Source organism: Pseudonocardia hierapolitana (assembly GCF_007994075.1).
Taxonomy (GTDB): domain Bacteria; phylum Actinomycetota; class Actinomycetes; order Mycobacteriales; family Pseudonocardiaceae; genus Pseudonocardia; species Pseudonocardia hierapolitana.
Genome location: NZ_VIWU01000001.1, coordinates 512,892 through 534,405 on the forward strand (window position 1 = coordinate 512,892; position 21,514 = coordinate 534,405).

The 21,514-nt window shown below is 72.6% G+C and carries 23 protein-coding genes; 8 read left to right on the forward strand and 15 right to left on the reverse strand.

Features of this window, described 5'->3' with window-relative positions; all coding sequences use genetic code 11:
* The 6 genes from FHX44_RS02490 to FHX44_RS02515 all read left to right on the forward strand — a co-directional run bounded on the left by FHX44_RS02490 (position 1) and on the right by FHX44_RS02515 (position 6,389).
* Positions 1-1,278 carry an ABC transporter substrate-binding protein gene (locus FHX44_RS02490; protein WP_147253964.1) on the forward strand — a complete coding sequence of 426 codons (1,278 nt, stop codon included), beginning with the start codon at positions 1-3 and terminating at the stop codon, positions 1,276-1,278.
* Positions 1,275-2,213 carry a carbohydrate ABC transporter permease gene (locus FHX44_RS02495; RefSeq protein ID WP_147253965.1) on the forward strand — a complete coding sequence of 313 codons (939 nt, stop codon included), beginning with the start codon at positions 1,275-1,277 and terminating at the stop codon, positions 2,211-2,213. The genes FHX44_RS02490 and FHX44_RS02495 overlap by 4 nt, the downstream gene beginning before the upstream one ends.
* Positions 2,206-3,060: a carbohydrate ABC transporter permease gene (locus tag FHX44_RS02500; protein ID WP_147253966.1), complete on the forward strand. Its 855-nt coding sequence runs from the start codon at positions 2,206-2,208 to the stop codon at positions 3,058-3,060. The genes FHX44_RS02495 and FHX44_RS02500 overlap by 8 nt, the downstream gene beginning before the upstream one ends.
* Positions 3,057-4,067, forward strand: coding sequence for a Gfo/Idh/MocA family protein (locus FHX44_RS02505; protein WP_212612299.1), 1,011 nt, complete (start codon positions 3,057-3,059; stop codon positions 4,065-4,067). Before FHX44_RS02500 ends, FHX44_RS02505 begins: the two co-directional genes overlap by 4 nt.
* The gene (locus FHX44_RS02510) at positions 4,064-5,065 is read left to right on the forward strand and encodes a Gfo/Idh/MocA family protein (RefSeq protein ID WP_147253967.1); all 1,002 of its coding nucleotides are present in this window, start codon (positions 4,064-4,066) and stop codon (positions 5,063-5,065) included. Before FHX44_RS02505 ends, FHX44_RS02510 begins: the two co-directional genes overlap by 4 nt.
* A 157-nt stretch (positions 5,066-5,222) precedes the next feature.
* A complete protein-coding gene (locus FHX44_RS02515) occupies positions 5,223-6,389 on the forward strand; it encodes a Gfo/Idh/MocA family protein (protein WP_147253968.1) in 1,167 nt (388 codons plus the stop codon).
* 14 nt (positions 6,390-6,403) lie between these two features.
* Here the strand turns inward: FHX44_RS02515 and FHX44_RS02520 are convergent, their stop codons facing one another.
* From FHX44_RS02520 to FHX44_RS02545, 6 genes are all read right to left on the reverse strand, one after another.
* Entirely contained in the window at positions 6,404-6,727 is a 324-nt protein-coding gene (locus tag FHX44_RS02520; RefSeq protein WP_147253969.1) for a winged helix-turn-helix domain-containing protein, read from the reverse strand.
* A gap of 308 nt (positions 6,728-7,035) precedes the next feature.
* Complete coding sequence (gene mutM / locus FHX44_RS02525) at positions 7,036-7,917, reverse strand: bifunctional DNA-formamidopyrimidine glycosylase/DNA-(apurinic or apyrimidinic site) lyase (RefSeq protein WP_147253970.1); 882 nt, start codon at positions 7,915-7,917, stop codon at positions 7,036-7,038.
* A 9-nt stretch (positions 7,918-7,926) separates the two neighbouring features.
* The gene (rnc, locus tag FHX44_RS02530) at positions 7,927-8,682 is read right to left on the reverse strand and encodes a ribonuclease III (protein ID WP_147253971.1); all 756 of its coding nucleotides are present in this window, start codon (positions 8,680-8,682) and stop codon (positions 7,927-7,929) included.
* A 10-nt stretch (positions 8,683-8,692) separates the two neighbouring features.
* On the reverse strand, positions 8,693-8,875 hold the full coding sequence (gene rpmF, locus FHX44_RS02535) for a 50S ribosomal protein L32 (protein ID WP_075949936.1): 183 nt from the start codon (positions 8,873-8,875) through the stop codon (positions 8,693-8,695).
* Between the two features lie 44 nt (positions 8,876-8,919).
* Positions 8,920-9,495: a YceD family protein gene (locus tag FHX44_RS02540; protein ID WP_425469105.1), complete on the reverse strand. Its 576-nt coding sequence runs from the start codon at positions 9,493-9,495 to the stop codon at positions 8,920-8,922.
* 166 nt (positions 9,496-9,661) lie between these two features.
* Positions 9,662-10,633 carry an IS481 family transposase gene (locus tag FHX44_RS02545; RefSeq protein WP_147253972.1) on the reverse strand — a complete coding sequence of 324 codons (972 nt, stop codon included), beginning with the start codon at positions 10,631-10,633 and terminating at the stop codon, positions 9,662-9,664.
* A gap of 157 nt (positions 10,634-10,790) precedes the next feature.
* Between FHX44_RS02545 and FHX44_RS02550 the strand changes: the two genes are divergently transcribed.
* Positions 10,791-11,312: a hypothetical protein gene (locus tag FHX44_RS02550; protein ID WP_147253973.1), complete on the forward strand. Its 522-nt coding sequence runs from the start codon at positions 10,791-10,793 to the stop codon at positions 11,310-11,312.
* A gap of 27 nt (positions 11,313-11,339) precedes the next feature.
* Here FHX44_RS02550 and FHX44_RS02555 read toward each other — a convergent pair whose 3' ends face one another.
* From FHX44_RS02555 to FHX44_RS02590, 8 genes are all read right to left on the reverse strand, one after another.
* A complete protein-coding gene (locus FHX44_RS02555; RefSeq protein WP_147253974.1) occupies positions 11,340-11,654 on the reverse strand; it encodes a hypothetical protein in 315 nt (104 codons plus the stop codon).
* Between the two features lie 4 nt (positions 11,655-11,658).
* A complete protein-coding gene (locus tag FHX44_RS02560) occupies positions 11,659-12,114 on the reverse strand; it encodes a hypothetical protein (RefSeq protein WP_147253975.1) in 456 nt (151 codons plus the stop codon).
* Positions 12,115-12,163: 49 nt separating this feature from the next.
* Positions 12,164-12,685, reverse strand: coding sequence for a GNAT family N-acetyltransferase (locus FHX44_RS02565; protein ID WP_147253976.1), 522 nt, complete (start codon positions 12,683-12,685; stop codon positions 12,164-12,166).
* A gap of 44 nt (positions 12,686-12,729) precedes the next feature.
* Positions 12,730-14,223 carry a glycosyltransferase family 39 protein gene (locus FHX44_RS02570; RefSeq protein WP_246170171.1) on the reverse strand — a complete coding sequence of 498 codons (1,494 nt, stop codon included), beginning with the start codon at positions 14,221-14,223 and terminating at the stop codon, positions 12,730-12,732.
* Positions 14,224-14,275: 52 nt separating this feature from the next.
* Positions 14,276-15,946, reverse strand: a complete 1,671-nt coding sequence (locus FHX44_RS02575; RefSeq protein WP_147253977.1) for an HlyD family efflux transporter periplasmic adaptor subunit — start codon at positions 15,944-15,946, stop codon at positions 14,276-14,278.
* Positions 15,947-15,990: 44 nt separating this feature from the next.
* Complete coding sequence (locus FHX44_RS02580; protein WP_147253978.1) at positions 15,991-17,199, reverse strand: ABC transporter permease; 1,209 nt, start codon at positions 17,197-17,199, stop codon at positions 15,991-15,993.
* Entirely contained in the window at positions 17,196-17,885 is a 690-nt protein-coding gene (locus tag FHX44_RS02585; protein WP_147253979.1) for an ABC transporter ATP-binding protein, read from the reverse strand. The genes FHX44_RS02580 and FHX44_RS02585 overlap by 4 nt, the downstream gene beginning before the upstream one ends.
* 131 nt (positions 17,886-18,016) lie before the next feature.
* A complete protein-coding gene (locus FHX44_RS02590; protein ID WP_147253980.1) occupies positions 18,017-19,222 on the reverse strand; it encodes a citrate/2-methylcitrate synthase in 1,206 nt (401 codons plus the stop codon).
* A gap of 71 nt (positions 19,223-19,293) precedes the next feature.
* Between FHX44_RS02590 and FHX44_RS02595 the strand changes: the two genes are divergently transcribed.
* Positions 19,294-20,511: a LeuA family protein gene (locus tag FHX44_RS02595; protein ID WP_147253981.1), complete on the forward strand. Its 1,218-nt coding sequence runs from the start codon at positions 19,294-19,296 to the stop codon at positions 20,509-20,511.
* Positions 20,512-20,545: 34 nt separating this feature from the next.
* On the opposite strand, the gene FHX44_RS02600 is transcribed toward FHX44_RS02595, so the two are convergent.
* Positions 20,546-21,505, reverse strand: a complete 960-nt coding sequence (locus FHX44_RS02600) for a bile acid:sodium symporter family protein (protein WP_147253982.1) — start codon at positions 21,503-21,505, stop codon at positions 20,546-20,548.
* Positions 21,506-21,514: the final 9 nt, after the last annotated feature.

Here is a 21,514-nt window from a genome sequence, read left to right on the forward strand (position 1 = left end):
ATGACGCCGGTTCCCCGTCGCACCCTGCTCAGATCCCTGGCCGCGATCCCGCTCGTCGCCGGCTGCGCCGGCTCGTCAGGGCCCGCGTTCCTGCCGAACGGTGGGCGGGCGCGCATCGGCTACGGCATGTGGGACAAGGACCAGGTCCCCGCCATGCAGGAGGTCATCGACGAGTTCCGCCGGGAGCACCCGGACGTGGACGTCGAGATCCAGCTCACCCCGTTCGCGACGTACTGGCCGCGGCTGCAGACGGCGATCGTCGGCGGTGGGGCGCCCGACGTGTTCTGGATGAACGCCCCCAACATCGCGATGTACGCCCGGTACGGCACCCTGCTGCCGCTGTCGGACCGGCTGCGCCGCGACGGCGTGACGCTCGCCGAGCACCCGCGGAACCTGGTGGAGCTCTACCGGTACTCCGGCGAGCAGTTCGGCGTGCCGAAGGACTTCGACACGATCAGCCTCTTCTACAACCGGGAGCTGTTCGACCGCGCCCGGATCCCGTACCCGGACGAGACGTGGACGTGGCAGCACGTGCTCGACGCGGCGGCCGAGGTGCGGGACCCGGCCTCGGCGGTCTTCGGGTTCTCCGCGGCGCTGGACCGGCAGCGCGACCTGTACCCGGCCATCTTCCAGAACGGCGGGTGGGTGCTGCGCGACGGCCGCTCCGGCTTCGCCGACGAGGCCACGATCGGCGGCCTGCGTCATCTGACCGGCGCCATCGACCGCGACCTCGCGCCCAACGCCATGGCCAACGCCGACACCCGGTCGCGGGAGCTGTTCCAGGGCGGGAAGCTCGCGATGTACAACGGCCTGCCCAACGACTCGAACGACCCGTACGAGGACCCGGCCGTCCGCGCCCGCACCGGCCTCGCCGTCCTCCCCCGCGGCGTGCAGCAGGGCACCGTCATCCACGGGCTCGCCAACGTCGTCAACGCGCGCACGCCGTACCCGGACGCCGCCTACGAGCTCGTGAAGTTCATGGCCGGGCGGCTCGCAGGCGAGATCCAGGGCCGGTCCGGCACGATCCTGCCCAGCTTCGCGGGCACCCAGCAGGCCTTCCTCGACGCCAAGCCGGAGTTCCGCATGCAGTCGTTCATCGACCAGGTCCCCTACGCCACGGCCTATCCGGCCTCGGTCAACACCATGACCTGGGAGCGGATGCAGCTGCAGATCCTCGGCCCGTCGTGGGTCGGCCCCGGCGGCCGTCCGATCGAGGTGTCGGCGCGGCTCCTGGCGGGCGACATGGACGTCGTCCTCGCGAAGGAGTCGGCGGTATGACCCAGCTCGCGACCCGGCCGGCGCAGCAGCATGCGGACGCGCGGCGGCCCAGCAGGCCCCGGCGCCGCCACCACAGCGCCTACCTGTTCATCGCCCCGGTGGGCCTGGGCCTGCTGGTCTTCTACCTCTACCCCGCGGTGTCGACGTTCGCGCTCAGCTTCACGGCGTGGGGGCCGTTCGGCGGCAACACCTTCACCGGGATCGCCAACTACGTGGGCGTGTTCAAGCTGGAGACGTTCTGGAGCGCGCTGGGCAACACGCTGCTCTACATGCTGATCGGCCTGCTCACGCTGCCGTTCGCGATCCTGTTCGCGGTGCTGCTCAACCGGGAGGGCCTGCACGGGGTCACGGTGTACCGCGCGCTCTACTTCATCCCGTTCATCACTCTGCCCGTCGCCAGCGGCCTGGTCTGGAAGTGGCTCTACAACGGCGACTTCGGCCTCCTCAACCAGTTCCTCGGGATCTTCGGCATCCCCGGCACCTACTGGGTCTCCAACCCGACCACCGCGCTCTTCGCCATCGGCGTGGTGCAGGTCTGGTCGCAGATCGGCTACTACCTCGTGATCTTCATCGCCGGCATCAAGGCGGTCCCGAAGGAGTACTGGGAGGCGGCCGAGATCGACGGCGCGAACGGCTGGCAACGGTTCTGGCGCATCACGCTGCCGATGCTGACGCCCACGATCTTCTTCTGCACGATCATCAACGTCATCGCGACGCTGCAGATCTTCGACCTCGTGTACGTCATGAGCGCCTCCGCGACCGCGAACCCGGCGTTCAGCGCGTCGCAGTCGATCGTCTCGCTGTTCTACGAGAAGGCCTTCGTCGAGGCGGACAAGGGCACGGCCACCGCGCTGGCCTTCCTGCTCATGCTGCTGATCGGCGCCCTCACGTTCGTCCAGTTCCGGCTGCAGCGCAGGTGGGTGCACTATGTCTGAGACCGTCCTCCGCTCCCGCAGCGCCCGCGGGTCGCGCCTCGGCTCGGTGGTCACGCACGCTGTGCTCGTCGCCGGCGCCGTCGCGATGATCGGCCCGTTCGTCTGGCAGGTGCTCACCGCTTTCAAGTCCCAGCCCGAGACCGCGAGCGTGCCGCCGACCCTGCTCCCCCGCGAGTGGCTGTGGTCGAACTTCTCCGACGTGTTCGCCACGCTCCCGTTCGGCCAGCAGCTGGTCAACTCGCTGATCGTGGCGGCGGCCGTGACGGTCGGGCAACTGGCCTTCTGCTCGCTCGGCGCCTACGCGTTCGCCCGGCTGGAGTTCCGCGGGCGGGAGCTGCTCTTCGCGCTGTTCCTGTCGGTGCTGATGGTGCCCAAGCAGCTGCTGGTCCTCCCGCAGTACCAGATCATGTCCGGCCTCGGGCTACTGAACAGCCTGCCCGCCCTGATCCTCCCGGGCCTGTTCTCCGCCTTCGGCACGTTCCTGCTGCGCCAGTTCTTCGCCACGATCCCGAAGGACTTCGAGGAAGCCGCGTTGCTGGACGGCGCCGGCCGGTTCCGGATCTTCTTCTCGGTGATGCTGCCGCTGGTCAAACCCGCGCTCGCAGCGCTCGCGGTGATCACCGTGATGCACTCCTGGAACGACCTGCTGTGGCCGCTGGTCGTCAACACCGATCCGGCGTCGATGCCGATCAGCGCAGGCCTCACCAGCCTGCAGGGCCAGGAGTGGACCAACTACCCGGTCCTCATGGCCGGGGCCCTCATGGCTTCGATCCCGATGCTGCTCGCCTACCTGGCGCTGCAGCGGCAGTTCGTGCAGGGCATCGCCCTCTCCGGAACGAAAGGTTGAGCGACATCAACGCATTGCGTGTGGGAATGGTCGGCGCCGGCGGGATAGCGAACGCCCACCTCCCGGCCTGGCGCCACGCGGGCGCCGAGGTCGGCGTGTACTCGCTGCACGGAGCGCCGGAGCTGGTGGCGCGGCACGGCGCGGGCCACGTGGTGGCCAGCCTCGACGAACTGCTCGCCGCGGTGGACGTCGTCGACGTGTGCACCCCGACGTACACCCATCCCGAGATCGTGTTCGCCGCCGCGGCGGCGGGGCGCCACGTCCTGTGCGAGAAGCCCCTCGCCCTCGACGCCGCGACGGGCGAGGCGATGGCGCAGGCGTGCGCTTCCGCCGGGGTGCAGCTCTACCCGGGGCACGTCGTGCGCTACTTCCCGGAGTACGTGGCGCTGCAGGCCGCCGTGGCCGGCGGGGCCATCGGCACCCCCGCCGTACTGAGGTTCGACCGCTGCGGGGCCCGCCCCCGCCGCAGCTGGTTCGCCGATCCGCAGCGCTCGGGCGGCATCATCATGGACCAGATGATCCACGACCTCGACTTCGCCCGGTGGCTCGGCGGCGAGGTCGAGACGGTCCACGCGCGCCTGTCCGACAGCGCTCCGGGGACCGCGACCGGAGTGGTGTCGGCGCACGTCGTCGCCCGGCACCGGGGCGGGGCCATCAGCACCGTCACCGGCACATGGGCTCGCCCGGGCACGCGGTTCCGGTACGGCTTCCACGCCGCGGGCACCGACGGCATGCTCTCCCACGACTCGGCGACCGACCCGTCGTTCCGCACCGACACCGGAGCGCCGTCCGGCGACGGCGGAGAGCGGCTGCTGCCCGATGTCTCCCTGGTGGAGAGCCCGTTCATCGCCGAGATCCGCGAGTTCGCCGCCGCCTTCACCGGCGGTCCGGCACCACGCGTGAGCGCCGCGGACGGCGTCGCGGCCGTCCGGATCGCGGCGGCGGCCAACGCCTCGCTCGCCAGCGGCCGCCCGGAGGTCGTCGACGCGGTGGGGGTGCCGGCATGACGCTGCGGATCGGCGTGATGTCCCTGGCCCACCTGCACGCCCTGAGCTACATCGGCCTGCTCGCCGGGCGCCCGGACGTCGAGCTCGCCGTGACCGACCCGGACGCCGGACAGCGTCCGCCCGGCGAGTCCGGCGGCCGCGCGCTCGCCGAGCGGCTCGGCGTCACCCGCTACTTCGGCACCTACCGGGAGCTGCTCGACTGGGGGCCGGACGGTGTCGTCGTCTGCTCCGAGAACTCCCGTCACCGCGAGCTCACCGAACTCGCCGCCGCGGCGGGGGCGCACGTGCTGTGCGAGAAGCCGATGGCCACGACCGTCGAGGACGGCGAGGCGATGGTGGCGGCGTGTGCGGCGGCAGGCGTCCACCTGATGGTCGCCTACCCGGTGCGGTTCTCCCGCCAGTTCCGCGCGCTGCAGGCCACCCTGCCCGCGCTGGGCCGGGTGGTCGCCGCCACGGGCACGAACAACGGCAAGCTCCCGACGGCGCGGGCCTGGTTCGCCGACCCGGTGCTCGCGGGCGGCGGCGCGATGATGGACCACACCGTGCACCTCGCCGACCTGTTCGACTGCCTGTTCGACGGGGCCGAGGCCGAGTCCGTCCAGGCCTTCGCCAATCGGATGATCTACGGCAGCGCCCGCGTGGAGACCGGCGGGATGGTCTCGCTGTGCTACCCGGGCGGCGTGGTCGCGACGATCGACTGCAGCTGGTCGGTTCCCGAGCACTACCCCACCTGGGGTGGGCTCACGCTGCGGCTGGTCGGGGAGGACGGCATCGCCGACATGGACGCGTTCGCGCAGGCCGTGCACGGGTTCTCCGAGGCGACGCGCGCGCCGCTGCGGCTCGACTTCGGCGCGGGCGGGGACGGGCCGATGCTCGACGAGTTCGTCTCCGCGATCCGCGACGGGCGGCGCCCGCAGCCGGACGGCGAGTCCGGGCTGCGGTCGCTGCGGCTCGTGTCCCGCGCCTACGAGTCGGTGCGGACCGGGGAACCGGCGTGACCCGTGCCGATGTGGGGAGGCCGAGGCTGCCCGCACGCGGGCCGGCGCTGTTCTGCGGGGGAGGCGCGCAGGGAGCGAGGAACGAGCGACCGAGCACCGGAGGAGCAGGACAGTGCCTCGAAGGCCCGCAAGCCCGCCGGAGCGAAGCGGAGGCGAATTGATACAGCTGGGGGTGGTCGGCGCCGGCTTCCGCGCCGGCCTCGCCGCCGCCGCCGAAGTGCCCGGGACGGCCCGGGTGGTGGCGGTGGCCGACGTCGACGCCGACGCCGCGCGGCGGGCGGTACACGAGCGTCACCCGCGTGCGGACGTGCACACCGACCACCGCGCGCTGCTGGACCGCGCGGACGTCGACGCCGTCCTGCTGATCACCCCGGACCACACCCACGCCGACCTGGCCTGCGCCGCGCTGGAGGCGGGCAAGGCCGTGTTCGTGGAGAAGCCGCTCGCCACCACCGTCGAGGACTGCGACCGGGTGCTGCGGACGGCGCGGGAGACCGGCAACCGGCTCTACGTGGGGCACAACATGCGGCACATGCCGGTGGTCCGCACGATGCGGGAGATCGTCGCGCGCGGGGACATCGGGGCCGTGCAGTCGGTGTGGGTACGCCACTTCGTCGGCAATGGGGGCGACTTCTACTTCAAGGACTGGCACGCCGAGCGCCGGTGCACCACGTCGCTGCTGCTGCAGAAGGCCGCGCACGACTTCGACGTCGTGCACTGGCTCGCAGGCGCGTACACGGAGCGGGTGAGCGCGTTCGGCTCCCTGCGCGTGTACGGCGACGGCCACCGCCGCGCGCCCGGCACGCCGAAGCCCGCGGACTGGTTGGCCCCGGACCGGCACTGGCCGCCCCGCGCCCAGCGCGACCTGAACCCCGTGATCGACGTCGAGGACCTCTCGCTGGTGAACCTGCAGCTCGGCGGCGGCGTGCTGGCCGCGTACCAGCAGTGCCACTTCACCCCGGACTACTGGCGCAACTACACCGTGATCGGCGACATGGGACGGCTCGAGAACTTCGGCGACGGCTCCGGCGCGGTCGTGAAGGTGTGGAACCGGCGGCGATCCGGCTACGCGCCCGACGCCGACGCCGAGCACGTCCTGCCGCCGAGCACCGAGGTCCACGCGGGCGCGGACGGGCCGCTCATGGCGGAGTTCCTGCGCTTCGTCCGCGACGGCGGGCGCACGGACACCTCCCCCGTGGCGGCCCGGATGAGCGTGGCCGCGGGCGTGCAGGCCACCGCGTCGCTGCGGGCGGGCGGCGAGCCGCTGGAGGTCCCGCCGCCGGACCCGCAGCTCGTGGCGTACTACGAGCGGGGGCAGGCCTGACCGCGCCCCGAAGCCTACGAAGCGGGTTCCTCTGCGGGCGCGGAGACGTTGACCAGCTTCTGCAGTGCGGCGACGTGGCCGTCGAACGCGTCCCTGCCCCGGGGACTGAGCCTGACGTAGGTGCGGCTGCGCCGTCCGGCGCCGGTCTTGTTCACCGTGACGTAGCCGGCCTGCTCCAGGGTGGAGATCTGCTTGGACAGCGCGGAGTCGCTCAGCCGGAGGCTGTCGCGGAGGAAGGCGAACTCGGCCCATGTGGTGGCCGCGAGCAGCGACACGATCGAGAGCCGGGTCGGGGCGTGGATCAGCTCGTCGAACCCCGGCGCAGGTGTGAACGCCACCGGCTAGCCCGCCTCCGGCCGCTCGGGCGCCGCCTCGGCGACGGCGGTGCGCCGCAGCGCCAGGCTTCCGCCGAGGAACACCAGCGTGGCCACGACGCCGCTGATCGTGCTGTCCCAGCTCACATCGGCAGCTCTGCGGCGGGGGCGAACCCCCATCGAGCGGTGGAGAGCCATCGCCAACCCGCCGATACCCGCGATCCCGACCGCCGGCACCGCGTAGTCGAGGACGGTCCGATCCAGCCGGTTCCCCAGCTGTCGTCCAGGTCGCTGCTCACGGCGATGGTCATGAACACCGCGGCGATGCACGCTCAGGGGTGCGGGTTGCGCGGGCGGGGCTGGCAGCGGGGGCAGGTGTAGGAGCTGCGGTTCATGAATGCGTCGCGGCGGATCGGGGTGCCACAGCGCGGGCACGGGCGGTCCGCCTGGCCGTACACCGCCAGCGAGCGGTCGAAGTAGCCCGATGCCCCGTTGACGTTGACGTACAGCGCGTCGAACGAGGTGCCGCCCGCGGTGAGCGCCTCCGCCATGACGGCGGTGGCCGCGCCGAGCACGGCGCGGCCCTGCCCACGGGTGAGGCTCTCGGTCGGCCGGGCGCCGTGGAGGCGCGCCCGCCACAGCGCCTCGTCCGCGTAGATGTTGCCGATGCCCGAGACCACGGTCTGGTCGAGCAGCGCCCGCTTGAGCCCGGTGCGGCGGCGCCGGATGGCGGCGACCGCCTCGTCGAGGTCGAAAGCGGGGTCCATCGGGTCGCGGGCGATGTGGGCGACGGGAGCGGGGACGAGTCCCCCGCCCGCGGCCGGCACCAGCGGGTGGACCGACAGCCCGCCGAACGTCCGCTGGTCGACGAACCGCAGCTCGGGGCCGGCGTCGGCGAACCGCAGCCGGACGCGCAGATGGGTCTCGTCCGGGCGGTCCGCGTCGGCGACGAGCATCTGCCCGCTCATCCCGAGGTGCGCGAGGACCGCGTCGTCACCGTCGTCGGCGTGGTCGAGCTCGAGCCAGAGGTATTTGCCGCGGCGGCGGACGCCGCTGATCGTGTGGCCGACCAGCCGCGCGGCGAAGTCGGCGGTCCCTTCGACGTGCCTGCGGACGGCGCGCGGGTGCGCCACGGTGGCCTCGGCGACCTTGCGGCCGAGGACGTGGTCGGCCAGGCCGCGGCGGACGACCTCGACCTCGGGCAGCTCGGGCACGTGCGGAGGCTAGCTCGCCGACCCGGAACCGGCGTCGGAGCCCGCGGCGGCCTCCGCGGTGAGCGTGCGCCACGCGAGCTCGGCCGCCTTCTGCTCGGCCTCCTTCTTGGTGCGCCCGACCCCGGAGCCGAGCTCGCGGCCCGCGACCACCGCCGTGGCGGTGAACTCCTTGAGGTGGTCCGGCCCGTCCTCGGTGATGCGGTACTCGGGCACTCCGAGATCGGCGGACGCGGTGAGCTCCTGCAGGCTGGTCTTCCAGTCCAGGCCCGCCCCGAGCAGCGGCGCGCCCTGCAGCAGGGCGTCGAACAGCCGGTGCACGAGCTCGCGGGCGGTGTCCAGGCCGTGCTCGAGGTAGACGGCGCCGATCAGTGCCTCGGTGGCGTCGGCGAGGATGCTCGCCTTCTCCCGGCCGCCGGTGAGCTCCTCGCCGCGGCCCAGGTACAGATGGGCGCCGAGCCCGTTGTCCCCGAGGGTGGCGGCCACACCGGCGAGGGCGTGCATGTTCACCACACTCGCGCGGAGCTTGGCGAGCTGCCCCTCGGGCAGCTCGGGGTGGTCCCGGTAGAGCCGCTCGGTGACGATGATCGACAGCACTGAGTCGCCCAGGAACTCCAAGCGCTCGTTGGTGGGCAGCCCGCCGTTCTCGTAGGCGTACGAGCGGTGGGTGAGCGCCAGGGTGAGGAGCTCCTCGGAGACCTTCACTCCCAACGACGCGAGAAGGGGCCCGCGATCGTCCGCGGGCCCCTGCGGGGCGCGTTCCGCCATCCGCCCGTCGTCAGGCCGGGGTGACGACCGGGCGGCCGTCGTAGGTGCCGCAGGTGGGGCAGGCGACGTGCGGGGGCTTGGTGGCCCGGCAGGCCCGGTTGGAGCAGGCGACGAGGGTCGGGACAGCGGCCTTCCACTGCGCCCGGCGCGAGCGCGTGTTCGACCGCGACATCCGGCGCTTCGGAACAGCCACGTGAAATCTCCTAGCAGTGAGTAGCGGGGCGTAGTACTCGGGTCTCAGTCGGCGGACAGGCGCTCCTGGAGAGCGGCCCACCGAGGGTCCAGTGTCTCATGCCCGTGGTCGGGCGCGAGGTCGACCCACTTCTCCCCGCAGTCGGGGCACAGTCCGGCGCAGTCGTCGCGGCAGAGCGGGGCCAGCGGCAGGGCGAGCACCACGGCGTCGCGCACGATCTGCTCGACGTCGACCAGCTCGTCCACCACCCGTGGCAGCTCGTCGGCGTCGGTGGTCTCGTCGGTGACGCTGTCCGGGTAGGCGAACAGCTCCGACAGCTCCACGTCGATCTCGTCGGAGAGAGCGTCGAGGCAACGGGCGCACTCGCCGGACAGCGGCGCGTGCACCGTGCCGGAGACGTACACACCCTCGGTGACCGACTCCAGCCGGACGTCGAGCTCGATCGGCGCGCTCTCGGGAACGGCGATCGTCTCCAGTCCGAGGCGCGCGGGGCCGGCCGGCGCCGGGATGCGCCTGCTGTAGGCGCGCATGTTCCCGGGACGGCGCCCCAGCTCCCGCGTGGCGAAGACCCACGGGCTGGCCGGGTCGGGACGGCCGGGATGGGGGTGGTGCGTGCTCACGTGTCCAGAGTAGGCCCGCCACGCGCCGGCAGGTCGGCGGCGCCGGTTGCGGAAATCGGTCGGCGGAGCACACCGGCGCGAATATCGTCGCCGGGTGCCCGACGCGATCTTCGCTCACCCCGCCTGGCACCCGTCTAGGTGTACTGACTCGGGAGGTTGTTGACGGTCATGCGGCGAGTCGGGTGATCGGAGGGCGGCCGCCGAGGGCGGAGTGGGCGCGTCGAGTGTTGTAGTGCTCGACCCAGCTGTCCAGGGCGGTGAGCCGGTCGTGGTTGGACAGCCAGGGTTGGGCGTAGGCGAACTCGGTCAGCAGGGTGCGGTTGAGCCGTTCAGCTTTGCCGTTGGTCCAGGGGCAGCCGGGTTTGGTGAACCGGCGCCGGATCCCGAGCGCGACACACACCGCCCGCCAGTCCTGCCCGATCCGGTAGACCTTGGCGTTGTCGGTCAGGACCCGCAGCACTCGCACGCCGTGCTCACGGAACCAGGCCACGGCCCGGTGCAGGAACCCGGCGCAGGTGGTGTCGCGTTCGTCGGGCAGCGCTTCGATGTAGGCCAGCCGGGAGTGGTCATCGACCGCGACGTGCAGGTAGTCGTAGCCGATCCCGCGCCCGATTCCGCGCCCGATTCCGCTCTGGCGGGCTTCTCGGCGCCCGTGCAGCCGCCAGCCGCCGCCGTCAGGGACCCGGCCCAACTTCTTGACATCGATGTGGATCAGATCCCCGGGGTGGGGGCGTTCGTAGCGGATCCCGCAGTGGCGGCGCCGGACCGGTGCGCCGGTGATCGGGTCGATCGCGGCCAGGTGCGGCACCTGGTGGCGGGCCAGCACCCGGCCGACGGTGGAGGCGACCAGGCCGAGCTCGCCGGCCAGGAACACCGCTCCCCGATGCGCGGTGGCTCGCAACTCGAGGATGCGGTCCTCGATCTGTGCGGCGACGCGGTTCGGGCTGGTGTGCGGCCGCGACGAGCGGTCGGCAAGTCCGTCCCAGCCCTCCTCGCGGTAGCGGCGGACCCACTTGTGCACCGTCGCTCGGGAGACGCCGAGTTGCTCGGCGATCCGCGCCGCTGGCCACCCGGCGAGGAAGCGTTCGACGATGAGCCGCCGCGCAAAGACGGTGGTGCGGGCGTTACGGTGCGCCACGAGGACCTCCTGGGCCTGGAGCGAGTGCGTGAGACACACCCACTCCGCCCGGAGGTCCTCCCTCGATCAAGCCGACACGCTGACCGAACTGTCAACAACGTCCTGAGTCGCTACATCTAGGGACGGCGAGGCCGGCTCCATCGGATAGCGTTCCCCGGTGCCCTTGATCCAGAGCTGCACCGTCGAGGATCCGCTGCACGGCGTGGTGATCGTCCACACCGACGTCGAGCGGGGACGGGTCGAGGTCGCAGGCGATGGCTTCCCCGCGGTGCACCTGCGCCGGTCGGGGACCGCCGAGGTGTCCGCCTACGTGCCGATCGGCACCCGCGACCCCGCACACCTCACGCTCACGGTCGACGGGACGCCGGCCACGCTCATCCCCGGGCGGGGCCGGTTCACCCGCGGCTCGTTCCGGGTGGACACCCACGTGGAGGGCGTCCACTACCACTTCCGCCCCTCCGACGAGGACGGCAGCCTGCTCTCCCGCGACGGCCGACGGCTGGGCGAGCTGATGCTGGAGCCGGAGACGGTGGAGCTGATGGCGGTGTGGACGCCCGGCGCCGACGTCCGGCCGCAGGACGCCGCCATCGGCTACGCGCTGGCCACCGCGTTCGGGACGGGGGCGGAGAGCACGCTGACGATGCTGATCCACACGCTCACCGGGGTGACGTACAGCTGATCACGGCTCCCGGGTCTCCGCCACAACTCACCCACGGACCGTCGGGTGCACCGGCGCGGCCGCCACGACCCACACGACGCGCCGCTCGACGTCGGGGCAGTACCAGATCCGCCCGCCCCCGGCGAGCTCGTACTGCCACTGCGGCAGCCTCCGCCCGCCGACCTCGCGCTCGGCGAGCCGCCCGTGCAGCCGGTGCTGGCGGGCCGGGTCGTGGGGCCGGGCCGGGCGTTCGGTGAGCGCGGTCCAGGCCTCCCCCGTTGCCCCCGCGGCCACGCGACGCAGCTCTTCCCATCCCTTCGCGGCCTCGGACGTGGCGAACCGCGGCTCCCATCCGCGGGGCATCCCCTCAGCTCCCCCCGGGTGCCGGGACCGGACCGAGGTCGTCGCCGACCGGCCGGGACAGCTCGGCGGTGAGGCCGGGATCGGCGTGGATCGCCGCCGTGGCCCGCCACTCGACCAGCAGCTGCGACAGCACGTCCCACCGCCCCAGCTCCGCGGACGCCTGCACGGCGCGCGCGAAGTCGCCCGTGAAGCGGCGCCGATCGTCGATCGGGAGCAGGCCGACCCACGGGAACTCCCCGGTCAGCGCCTCGTGCGCCGCGTCGTCCATGCGCAGCAGCGCGGCGCGCAGCGCCCGGGCGGCGGCGAGGGCGCCATCGGCCGCCGCCTCGGCGCGGTCCTCCCGCACCAGGAGCAGCGCCACCCCGTCGCGCCGCCGGACACGCACGTCGCCCCGGTCGGCGAGGGCCGCGACGCGCCGCGGGTCGCGCTGCAGCTCGCTCCACTGCACGTCGGTGGCCATGCACCGGGATGCTGGACGCCTTCAGGGGTCCGGGCAATCGCCCGCTGGGTCAGAGTTCGCCGAAGGGGGCGGCGTAGCGGAACGCGCCGCGCAGCTGCGGGCGGTACGCGGTCAACGGGCGGGCCTGGAAGTGAGACGCCCACTCCGGCACCTCGGGCTCGATCCCCAGCTCGGCGGCGGGGCGGAAGCCGAACCGCGGGTAGTAGTCGGGGTGCCCCAGCAGCACGACGACGCCCTCGTCGAGCGCGTCCGCCGCGCCGAGCACCGCGTGCATGAGGGCACTGCCCACCCCGCGGCGCTTGTGGGCCTCCCGCACGCCGAGCGGGCCGAGGCCGAGCGCGGGCAGCCGGTCGGGGCCGAGCGTCGCCCGCGTGACGCAGACGTGCCCCACCACCGAGCCGTCGATCTCGGCGACGAGCGACAGCGGCGGCAGCCACGCATCGCTCCCGCGCAGGGCGTCGACCAGCCCCGGCTCGACCGGGGTGGCGTCGGGGTACATCGGGGCGAACGCCTCGGCGTGGACGTCGGCGATGACGGGCGCGTCACCCGGGAGCTCACGGCGGACCAGCACCGGAACAAGATCCAGCCCGGCCGGCGGATCCGCAATCGATTTGCTCACCCGATGTGGCGCAGCTGCGGCCACAGCTGCGACCACGGCACGCGCCGCTCGCGGACCAGCCAGACCGGCTCCCCCTGCTCGTCGTTGTCCAGACCCACACCGTTGTCGACGCGCGCGGCGAGCTCGACCGCGCCGAACCACCGGCGCAGCTGCGTCTCGTCCAGTCCGACCACGATCAGCGTGGCGGCCTCCTCCGGAGGAGGACCCCAACTCCAGTACGAGTTGTGCCCGCTGTGCGCCGGGGTGAGCGCGGGCAGGAACCGGTCGACGGCGCCGGCCTCCCCGTAGTTGCCGGTGAGCACCGCGACGCGCTCGCCCGCCGGCACCTGCGCGTGCACCGCGGCGATCGTGGCGGCGAACTCCGGCCAGCCGACCGTCTCCCCCGCGTCGTAGTTGATGTCCGGCACCGGCGTGCGCGCCAGCTCGCCGACCGGCACGAGCGGCAGCATGAGCAGGGCCGACATCGCGAGGCTCAACGCGAGAGCGGCCACGATCAGGCCGGACCGGATGCGGCGGGCGCCGCGGCGGGCCCACTCGACGACCGCGGGCGCGCCGGCCGCGAGCAGCACGGGGAAGAAGCCCGCGAGGTAGTAGGGCTTGCCGCCCGTCACCAGGAACAGCACCGCGACCAGCACGTACGCCACGGCGAAGGCCCGCCACGTGCGCAGCGCGGGGTCGCGGGCCAACCGCCACCAGCCCAGCGCCCACACCGGCACGAGCAGCGGACTCACGAGCACGAGCTGGAACGGCAGGAAGAGGTACCACGGTTCGCTGCTGCCGGAGCTGCCGCCCGCGATCGCGGTAGACAGCGTGAACACCGGGAACCCGTTGGCGGCCTGCCAGGCCAGGTTCGGTGCCCAGATCACGAGCGCCACGGCCGCGCCCAGCCACGGCCAGCGGCTCGCCAACGCCGCCCGGGGCCCCACCGCGAGCACGCCCACGAGGACGCCGGCGAGCAGCACCAGCGGCAGCGACTTGTTCTGCACGGCGAGGCCGGCCACGGCGCCCGTGGCGAGCCAGACCGCGCCCCCGTCCCGCAGGGCGCGCACCAGCAGCCACGTCAGGGCGGTCCAGGCGAGCAGGTCGAACGTGGTGGTCGAGAGCAGGTGCCCGACGACGAGCAACACCGCCGAGACACCCATGCTCGCCGCGGCCAGCAGCTGCGCGCCGCGCCCTCCGCCCAGCTCGCGGGCGATCAGGCCGGTGAGCACCACCACCAGGGCCGCGGCGAGCACGGACGGCAGGCGCAGCCCGGTGAGCGAGCCGGGCAGCACCGTGTCCATCGCGCGGGCGAGGAACGGCGTGAGCGGCGGCTGGTCCACGTAACCGAACGCGGGCTCACGTCCCGCCCGCAGGAAGTACAGCTCGTCGCGGTGGTAGCCGTAGCGACCGGACACCGCGAGCAGCAGCGCGGCGACGCCGGCCGCCAGCGCGCCGAGGCCGCCCCACGCTGCCCGCGCGCGGGGCGGAACCTCGGCGACTGCGATCACACGGCGACGCTAGCGCCGGTGCCACGCGGTGTCTGTAGAGGAGAACCCCGCATCAGCCCCCACCGCCCGGGCCGCCACCACCACCGGCGGCAGCAGCGGGAGGCGCGGGCGGGAGCAGGAGCTCCTGGCCCTCCCGCAGACCGGAGAGCACCTGGGTGTACTCGTCGCCGACGGCACCGGCATCGAACGGGGTCGGAACAGGTTGGCCGTCCGGGCCGCGGACGTCGACGATCGTGCTCGCCCCCTCGCGCCGGACCGCGGCCGACGGGATGCGCAGCACGTTGTCCACCGACTCGGTGATCACGTCTGCCAGCGCGGTCTGGCCGTCGCGCAGCCGGGCGTCGCCCTCGCGGAGCACGATCGTGGCGTTGTACTGCACGATCCCGTTGGACGGGGTCCCGGTCGGCGCGATCGCGAGCACGGTTGCGGGCGCCCGCAGGTCGGGAATGGCGTCGACCGTGACCTCCACCTGCTGGTTGACCGCGATGCGCGCCGCGTCGGACTCCTCGAACGGCACGACCAGCTGGAACGTGTCGAGGTTGTTCAGGACGATGAGCGGGCTGCCGCCCCCCGTGCCACCGGAGCCGCTGTCGGATGCGAGGTCGGTGCTCTCGGGGATCGTCGCGGTGCTTCCGGGTGCCACCGGGGTGGTGCCGGACGCCTCGCCCACGAACTCGCCCGCCCTGCCGTTGATCGCCGACACGGTGCCTGCAGTCGGGGCGTAGAGCACCGTGTTGTCGACGTCCTGCTGCGCGACCCGGACCGCCGCCTGCGCGTTGCGCAGCTGGGCCTTGCGGACCTCGATGTCGGCGGGCCGGTCGTTGCGCGCGGCGCCGCTGTCGTTCTCGGCGGAGATGACGGTCTGCTGCTCCCGCTCGATCGACACCTGCCCGGCGGCCCGGTCGACGTCCTCCTGGTGCTTCGCCTGGTCCAGCGCGGCCTCCGACTGGAGCACGGTGCGCTTCGCGTTGTCGACGGCGGTGCGCGCGGAGGCGATCTGCTCCTGGCAGGACGGGGTCTGGGCCGGGCTGTACGCGATGCCCTCCACGGTGAACGACGCACCCTCGGTGCTCTCGTCGTCGTCCCGGGACCGGGGTTGCGTCGTGGGCGGGGTCGTCGGGGCCGGCGTCTCCTGGTCGTCCTCGGTGCTGCTCAGGGACGAGCTGTCGTCCCCGTCCCCACAGGTGTCCTCGGTCTGGCGCAGCGTGTCCCAGGCGCGGTCGAGGACCTTCTTGTCGAAGTCGAGCTGCTCGCGCGCCCGCTTCGTGGCGGCCTCGTTGAAGTCGTTGGTCTCGTCGACCTGCTTCTTGACCGCCTCGAGGATCTCCCGCGCCTGGTCGAGGGTGCGCCCCGTGGCGTTCACGCGGTTGTTGCCCTGGGCGCGGTCCAGCTCGGCCTGCGCCTCGGCGAGGTTCGCCTGTTCCTGCTGGAGCGTCTGGCGGAGCGCGAAGTCGTCGATGCGCGCGAGCTCCTGGCCGGGCACGACCTGGTCGCCGACGCCCACCAGCACCTCCGTGAGCTGCCCGCGCCGCGGGAAGCCGAGGGTCTGCTCGGAGATCGCGACGAGGGTCCCGGACGCCGACACGGTCGACTGCACCGAGCCGCGGTCCACGCGCAGCGTCGGCGGTGGCGGCGGCTCCGCGGTGCAGGCCGTGAGGGCCAGCACCGCGGCCGCACCGATGGCGCATGCCGCCCAGGCGCGCCGACCGGTCGTTCGGGACATGGGAGCTCCTGCCTTGATCACTTCTGGTCTGACTCTCGCGCGGGTCATTGGTATCGGAGGGCCTCGATCGGACGCAGCCGCGACGCGCGGTGCGCCGGGTAACCGCCCGCGATCAGGCCGATGATCAAGCTGATGGTGAAGGCGAGCACGATCGACATGGGGTCGACGGCCGGCGCCGGGAAATCGGGGATGAGCTGCGGCAGGATCGCGGCACCGGTGAGCGAGAGACCCACACCGAGCGTGATGCCCATCAGCCCGCCCAGCCCGGACAGGAAGATCGACTCGAGCATGAACTGCAGGAGGATCACCCGCGGCCGGGCGCCGATCGCCTTGCGGATGCCGATCTCCCGGGTCCGCTCCGTGACCGTCACCAGCATGATGTTCGCGACGCCGATGCTTCCGACGATCAGCGAGATCCCGGCGACCGCAGCGGTGAACAGCGTCAGGAACGACAGGAACTGCGTGGCCTCCTGGATCTGCTGCTGGAGCGCCTGCACCTCGAAGTCGCGCTTCGCGGGGTCGCGGATGTTGTGGCGGTCGGACAGGACCGTCGTGATCTGGTTCGTCGCCGCGGTCACCGCCTCGGCGGAGTACGCCCGCACGATGATGGTGTCCAGCTCGTCGTCGCCGCCGGTGAGGTAGCTGCGCGCGGCCCCGAGCGGCATGATCGCGACGTCATCCTGCTGCCCGGTGGCCTCCGCGACGCCGATCACCCGGAAAACCGCCCGGCTGATCCGGATCTCCTGGCCGAGCGCGGATGTCGCGTTGCCGCCGAACAGCTCGTTGACCGGGTTGGGACCGAGCACGACCACCTTGGCGTTGGAGCGGACCTCCTGCTCGTTGAACGGGCGCCCCGCCGTCAGCTCGCGGTCGGTGATCGGGAAGTAGTCGGCCGTCGTTCCCGTGACCGACGTGCGGTACTGGTCGCCCTCCCGCTGCAACAGCGCGGCCCCGCCCACGATCGGGATGGCGGTCGCGACGTCCGGCGCGTCCCTGAGCAGCGCCTCCAGGTCGTTCTCGGTGAGGTCGCGGGCCCGGCCGCCGCCGGGCACCCCGCCCTCGGTGGGGGTCACCGTGATCTGGGTGTTGAGCGAGCCGAACTGCTCGTTGAACCCGGCCTGGATCCCGTTGCCGAGCGCGGTGAGCAGGATGACCGCCGAGACACCGATGATGATGCCCAGGGTGGTGAGCGCGGAGCGCAGCTTGTTGGCCCGCAGGCCACGCAGCGCGATGCGCACGACCTCCCAGATCACGAGGCGACCAGTTGCTTCTGCCGCACGTCCCGCACGATCTTGCCGTCGCGCAGCTCGATCACGCGCTTGGCGAACTCCGCGACCTCCGGCTCGTGCGTGATCAGCACGACGGTGCGGCCTGCGTCGTTCAGCTCCTCCAGCAACCGCATGACCTCGACCGTCGAGGTGGTGTCCAGGTTCCCGGTGGGCTCGTCGGCCAGGATGATCGCGGGATTGGTCACCAGCGCCCGCGCCACCGCAACCCGCTGCTGCTGCCCACCGGACAGCTCGTTGGGCATGTGGCCGGCCCGCTCACCGAGGCCCACCCGTTCCAGCGCCGCCAGCGCGCGTTGCCTGCGGTTGGAGCGGTCCCCGGCGTAGATGAGCGGTAGCTCGACGTTGCGCACCGCGGACGTGCGCGCGATCAGGTTGAACGACTGGAACACGAACCCGATGCGGGTGTTGCGGATGGCCGCGAGCTTGTTGTCCCGCAGCTTGCTGACGTCGATCCCGTCGAGGGTGTAGCGGCCGCCGCTCGGCACGTCGAGGCAACCGAGGATGTTCATCATCGTGCTCTTGCCCGAACCGGACGGGCCCATGATCGCGACGAAGTCGCCCTCCTCGATGAGGAGGTCGACCGGGCCGAGCGCCCGGACCTTCACCTCGCCGTTGCCGTAGACCTTCGTGACGCCGTCGAGCTCGATCATGATCCCCCCCTGCAGGCAGCCGTCCCCTCGACCACCCCGATCACCTCAACGAGGCATCGGGAACCGGGGTACGCCGTACTCATAATTTGCCATGAGTGACCCCGACCACGTCGGGCGGGTCCGTTCGGGTGTCAGGAGCCCGGCGGCGGGCCGGTGTAGACGGCGCGCGGGCGCAGCATCCGCCCGCGCGCGTACTCCTCCATCCCGTGCGCCAGCCAGCCCGCCGTGCGGGCCACCGCGGCGATCGCCGCGCCGGCGCCGGGCACCATGCCCGCCACGCGCGCGAGGGACGCCATGGCGAGGTCGATGTTGGGAGCAGGGAGCTTGCGGCGTCCGGCCTCGGCGATGACGGCCTCGGCAGCGGCCAGCCGCTCGTGGCCGGGCACGGCCGCCCGCAGCAGCTCCATCAACCGGACGCCGCGACCGTCGGCACCGGTGTAGACGCGGTGCCCGAGACCGGGGATGCGCTCGCCGCGGCGCAGCCGGTCGCCGATCACGCGTGCCGCGTCGGACGGGTCCCGCATCTCCGCGAGCATCCGCTCCGCGGCGAGCGAGGCGCCGCCGTGCAGCGGGCCGGAGAGCACCCCCAGCCCTGCGAGCACCACGGCGTACGGGTCGGCCCGCACCGACGCGGCCACCCGCGCGGCGAGCGTGGAGGCCGCCAGCTCGTGGTCGGCGAGCAGCACCAACGTGGCCTCGAGGACGTCGACCAGGCCGTCCGGCGGGCGGGCGGTGAGGCGGCTCCAGAGCCGCTGCGCGACGGAGCCGCCGAGCCGGGCGCCACCCTCCGGGACCGGAAGGCCCTCCACGAGCCCGGCCACGATGGTCTTCCCCGCCGCCACGACAGCCGGCGGGTCGAGGTGGAAGCGCAGCGGGTCCAGGCCCGCCAGAACGGTGACGATCACCGGCATCCGGTCGAGCGGCAGCAGGTCACCGGGCAGGCCACGCTGCGCGTCCCGCACCGCGGGACCTGCCCCGGGCGCCACCTGCCACCCCTCCACCGGCTCCGTGAACGCCTCCGGCTCCCCCGTCCACAGCCACGTGGCCACCTGCTCGTAGCGGACCGAGCCGGCCAACGCCAGCGCGTCCCGGCCCCGGTAGTAGGGCCGATTGCCCACGAGCGCGGTCAGCGCGGACTCGACCACCAGCTCCGTCTCGGCCGCGCGGCGGGGCCTGCCACGGCGGCCGAGCAGATCCACCTCGGCGGCGTCGAACACGCTCCGGCGCCCGTCTGCGCCCGGCCGCCTGCGCAGCACGCCCCGGCTGACGTAGGCGTACAGCGTCGCCGGCTTGACCCCGAGCCGGCGCGCGGCCTCGGCGGCGTCGATCTCCTCCACCCGCACTCCTGACAATATATTGATTAAAATCAATATTGATACACATTGAGAACCTGTGTCAACGTCGGCGCATGCCACGAGTGCACTTCCTGGACGTCACCAACCGCGACGGCGTGCAGACCGCACGCACCGGCCTGTCCAAGTTCGGCAAGACGATGGTCAACTGGTACCTGGGCCGGCTCGGCGTGGCCCAGTCCGAGATCGGCTTCCCGTTCCTGCGTCACGAGGTGCCCTACGTGCGGGCGCAGGTGGCCCTCGAGAAGGCGGGCGCGTTCGGCGGCCTGCGCCTCGCCGGCTGGTGCCGGGGCGTCGTCGCGGACGTGGAGAAGGCCGTTCCGCTCGACCTGCGGCACTACAACCTGTCGATCTCCACGTCCGACTACATGATCGAGAACAAGTTCCGCGGCAAACTGGCCCGCGACGCGATCATCCGGGAGATGACCGCGGCCGTCCGCGTCGCGAAACAGGGCGGGGCCGAGACGGTCGGCGTGAACGCCGAGGACGGGTCGCGCACCGACGACGGGTTCCTGCTGGAGTTCACCCTCGCCGCGAAGGAGGCGGGCGCCGACCGCGTCCGCTATTGCGACACGATCGGCGGCGACACCCCGGGCCGCATCCGGGAACGCTTCGCCACGCTCGCGGCCGCGACCGGCATGCCCGTGGAGACGCACTGCCACAACGACCTCGGCATGGCCGTCGCGAACTCCGTGTCCGGCGCGCTGGGCGACCTCGATGCCGGGCAGGACGCCTGGATCAACACCTGCGTCAACGGCATCGGGGAGCGCTCGGGCAACGCCGACCTGCTGTCGACGATCCTCGCATTCGAGCACGGCTTCGGGATCGACGCGGAGATCGGCGACGCCCTCGACCTGAGCTGGGCCCGCCGCTTCGGACTGTGGGCGAGCTACGCGTTCGGCCAGCCGCTGCCCCACAACCAGGTCGGCGTGGGCCGCAACGCCTTCGCGCACGAGTCCGGCATCCACGCCGATGGCGCGCTCAAGGACCACGGCAACTACGAGCTGTACGACGAGGCCACGCTCGGCCCGTTCCCCGACGACCACCACACCCGTCCGGGGCGGGTCGTGCTCACCGGCGAGTACGGCGGGAAGGCCGGGTTCCGCCACGTCATGGACGGTCTCGGTATCGAGCCTGCCGACGAGGCGCGGTCGTTCGAGCTGGTGCAGCTGTGCAACGCGATGACCGGCCGACCCCTGACCGACGACGAGCTGCGCCTGATCGCGACATACCCCGCGGAGCTCTCGCTGCTGTTCCCCGGCCTGCTGGACTGACCTCGAAGCCCACTCCCCGGCGCGGGGACGGCGCCTACGACTCAGACCGCACTCGGTCTGCGGGCGCCGTGGTCGGGCGGCGGGCCCAGTAGCCGGCCAGGATCGAGCCGCTCACGTTGTGCCAGACCGAGAACACCGCAGCGGGCAGCGCCGCGACCGGGTTGAAGTGGGTGGTGGCGAGACTCGCGGACAGGCCCGAGTTCTGCATCCCGACCTCGATGGAGATCGCCCGGCGGGCGGTCTCGTCGAGCCCGCACAGCCGGGCCGCGAGGTAGCCCAGGCCAAGGCCCAGCACGTTGTGCAGCACGACGGCGACCAGGATGACCAGCCCGGACGCCAGCAGTGCCGCCGCGCTCCCTGCGACGACGGCCATCACCACCGCGGTGATCCCGACGACGGAGATCAGCGGCAGCGCGGGCACCACCTTCTCGACCTGCCGCCCGGCGAAGCGCCGCAGCAGAAAGCCGAGCAGCACCGGGACGAGCACGATCTGCAGGATCGACACGAACAGCGCACCGGGCTGGACCGGGAGGAACCGGCCCGCGAGCGCCAGCACCAGCAGCGGGGTGACGATCGGCGCGAGCAGCGTCGACGCCGATGTCATGGCCACCGACAGCGCGGTGTCGCCCTTGGCGAGGAAGACCATCACGTTGGACGCCGTGCCGCCCGGTGCACAGGCCACGAGGATCACGCCGACGGCGAGCTCGGGGCTCAGCGGCAGCGTCGTGGCCAGCAGCCAGCCGAGCCCCGGCATGATCACGAACTGGGCCACGACGCCGAGGACGAAGGCGACGGGCCGGCGGGCCACGTAGGCGAAGTCGACCGGCCGCAGCGTCAGCCCCATGCCGAGCATGATCAGCGCCAGGAGCCACGGAACCGCTGCCGACCAGCCGCGGAACGCCCCGGGGACGGCCAGCGCGATCGCCCCGGCCACGACCACGATCAGTGGGAACCACCGGCCGGCGAGCTCGCTGACCTGCTGCAGACGGCGCACGCGTCACCC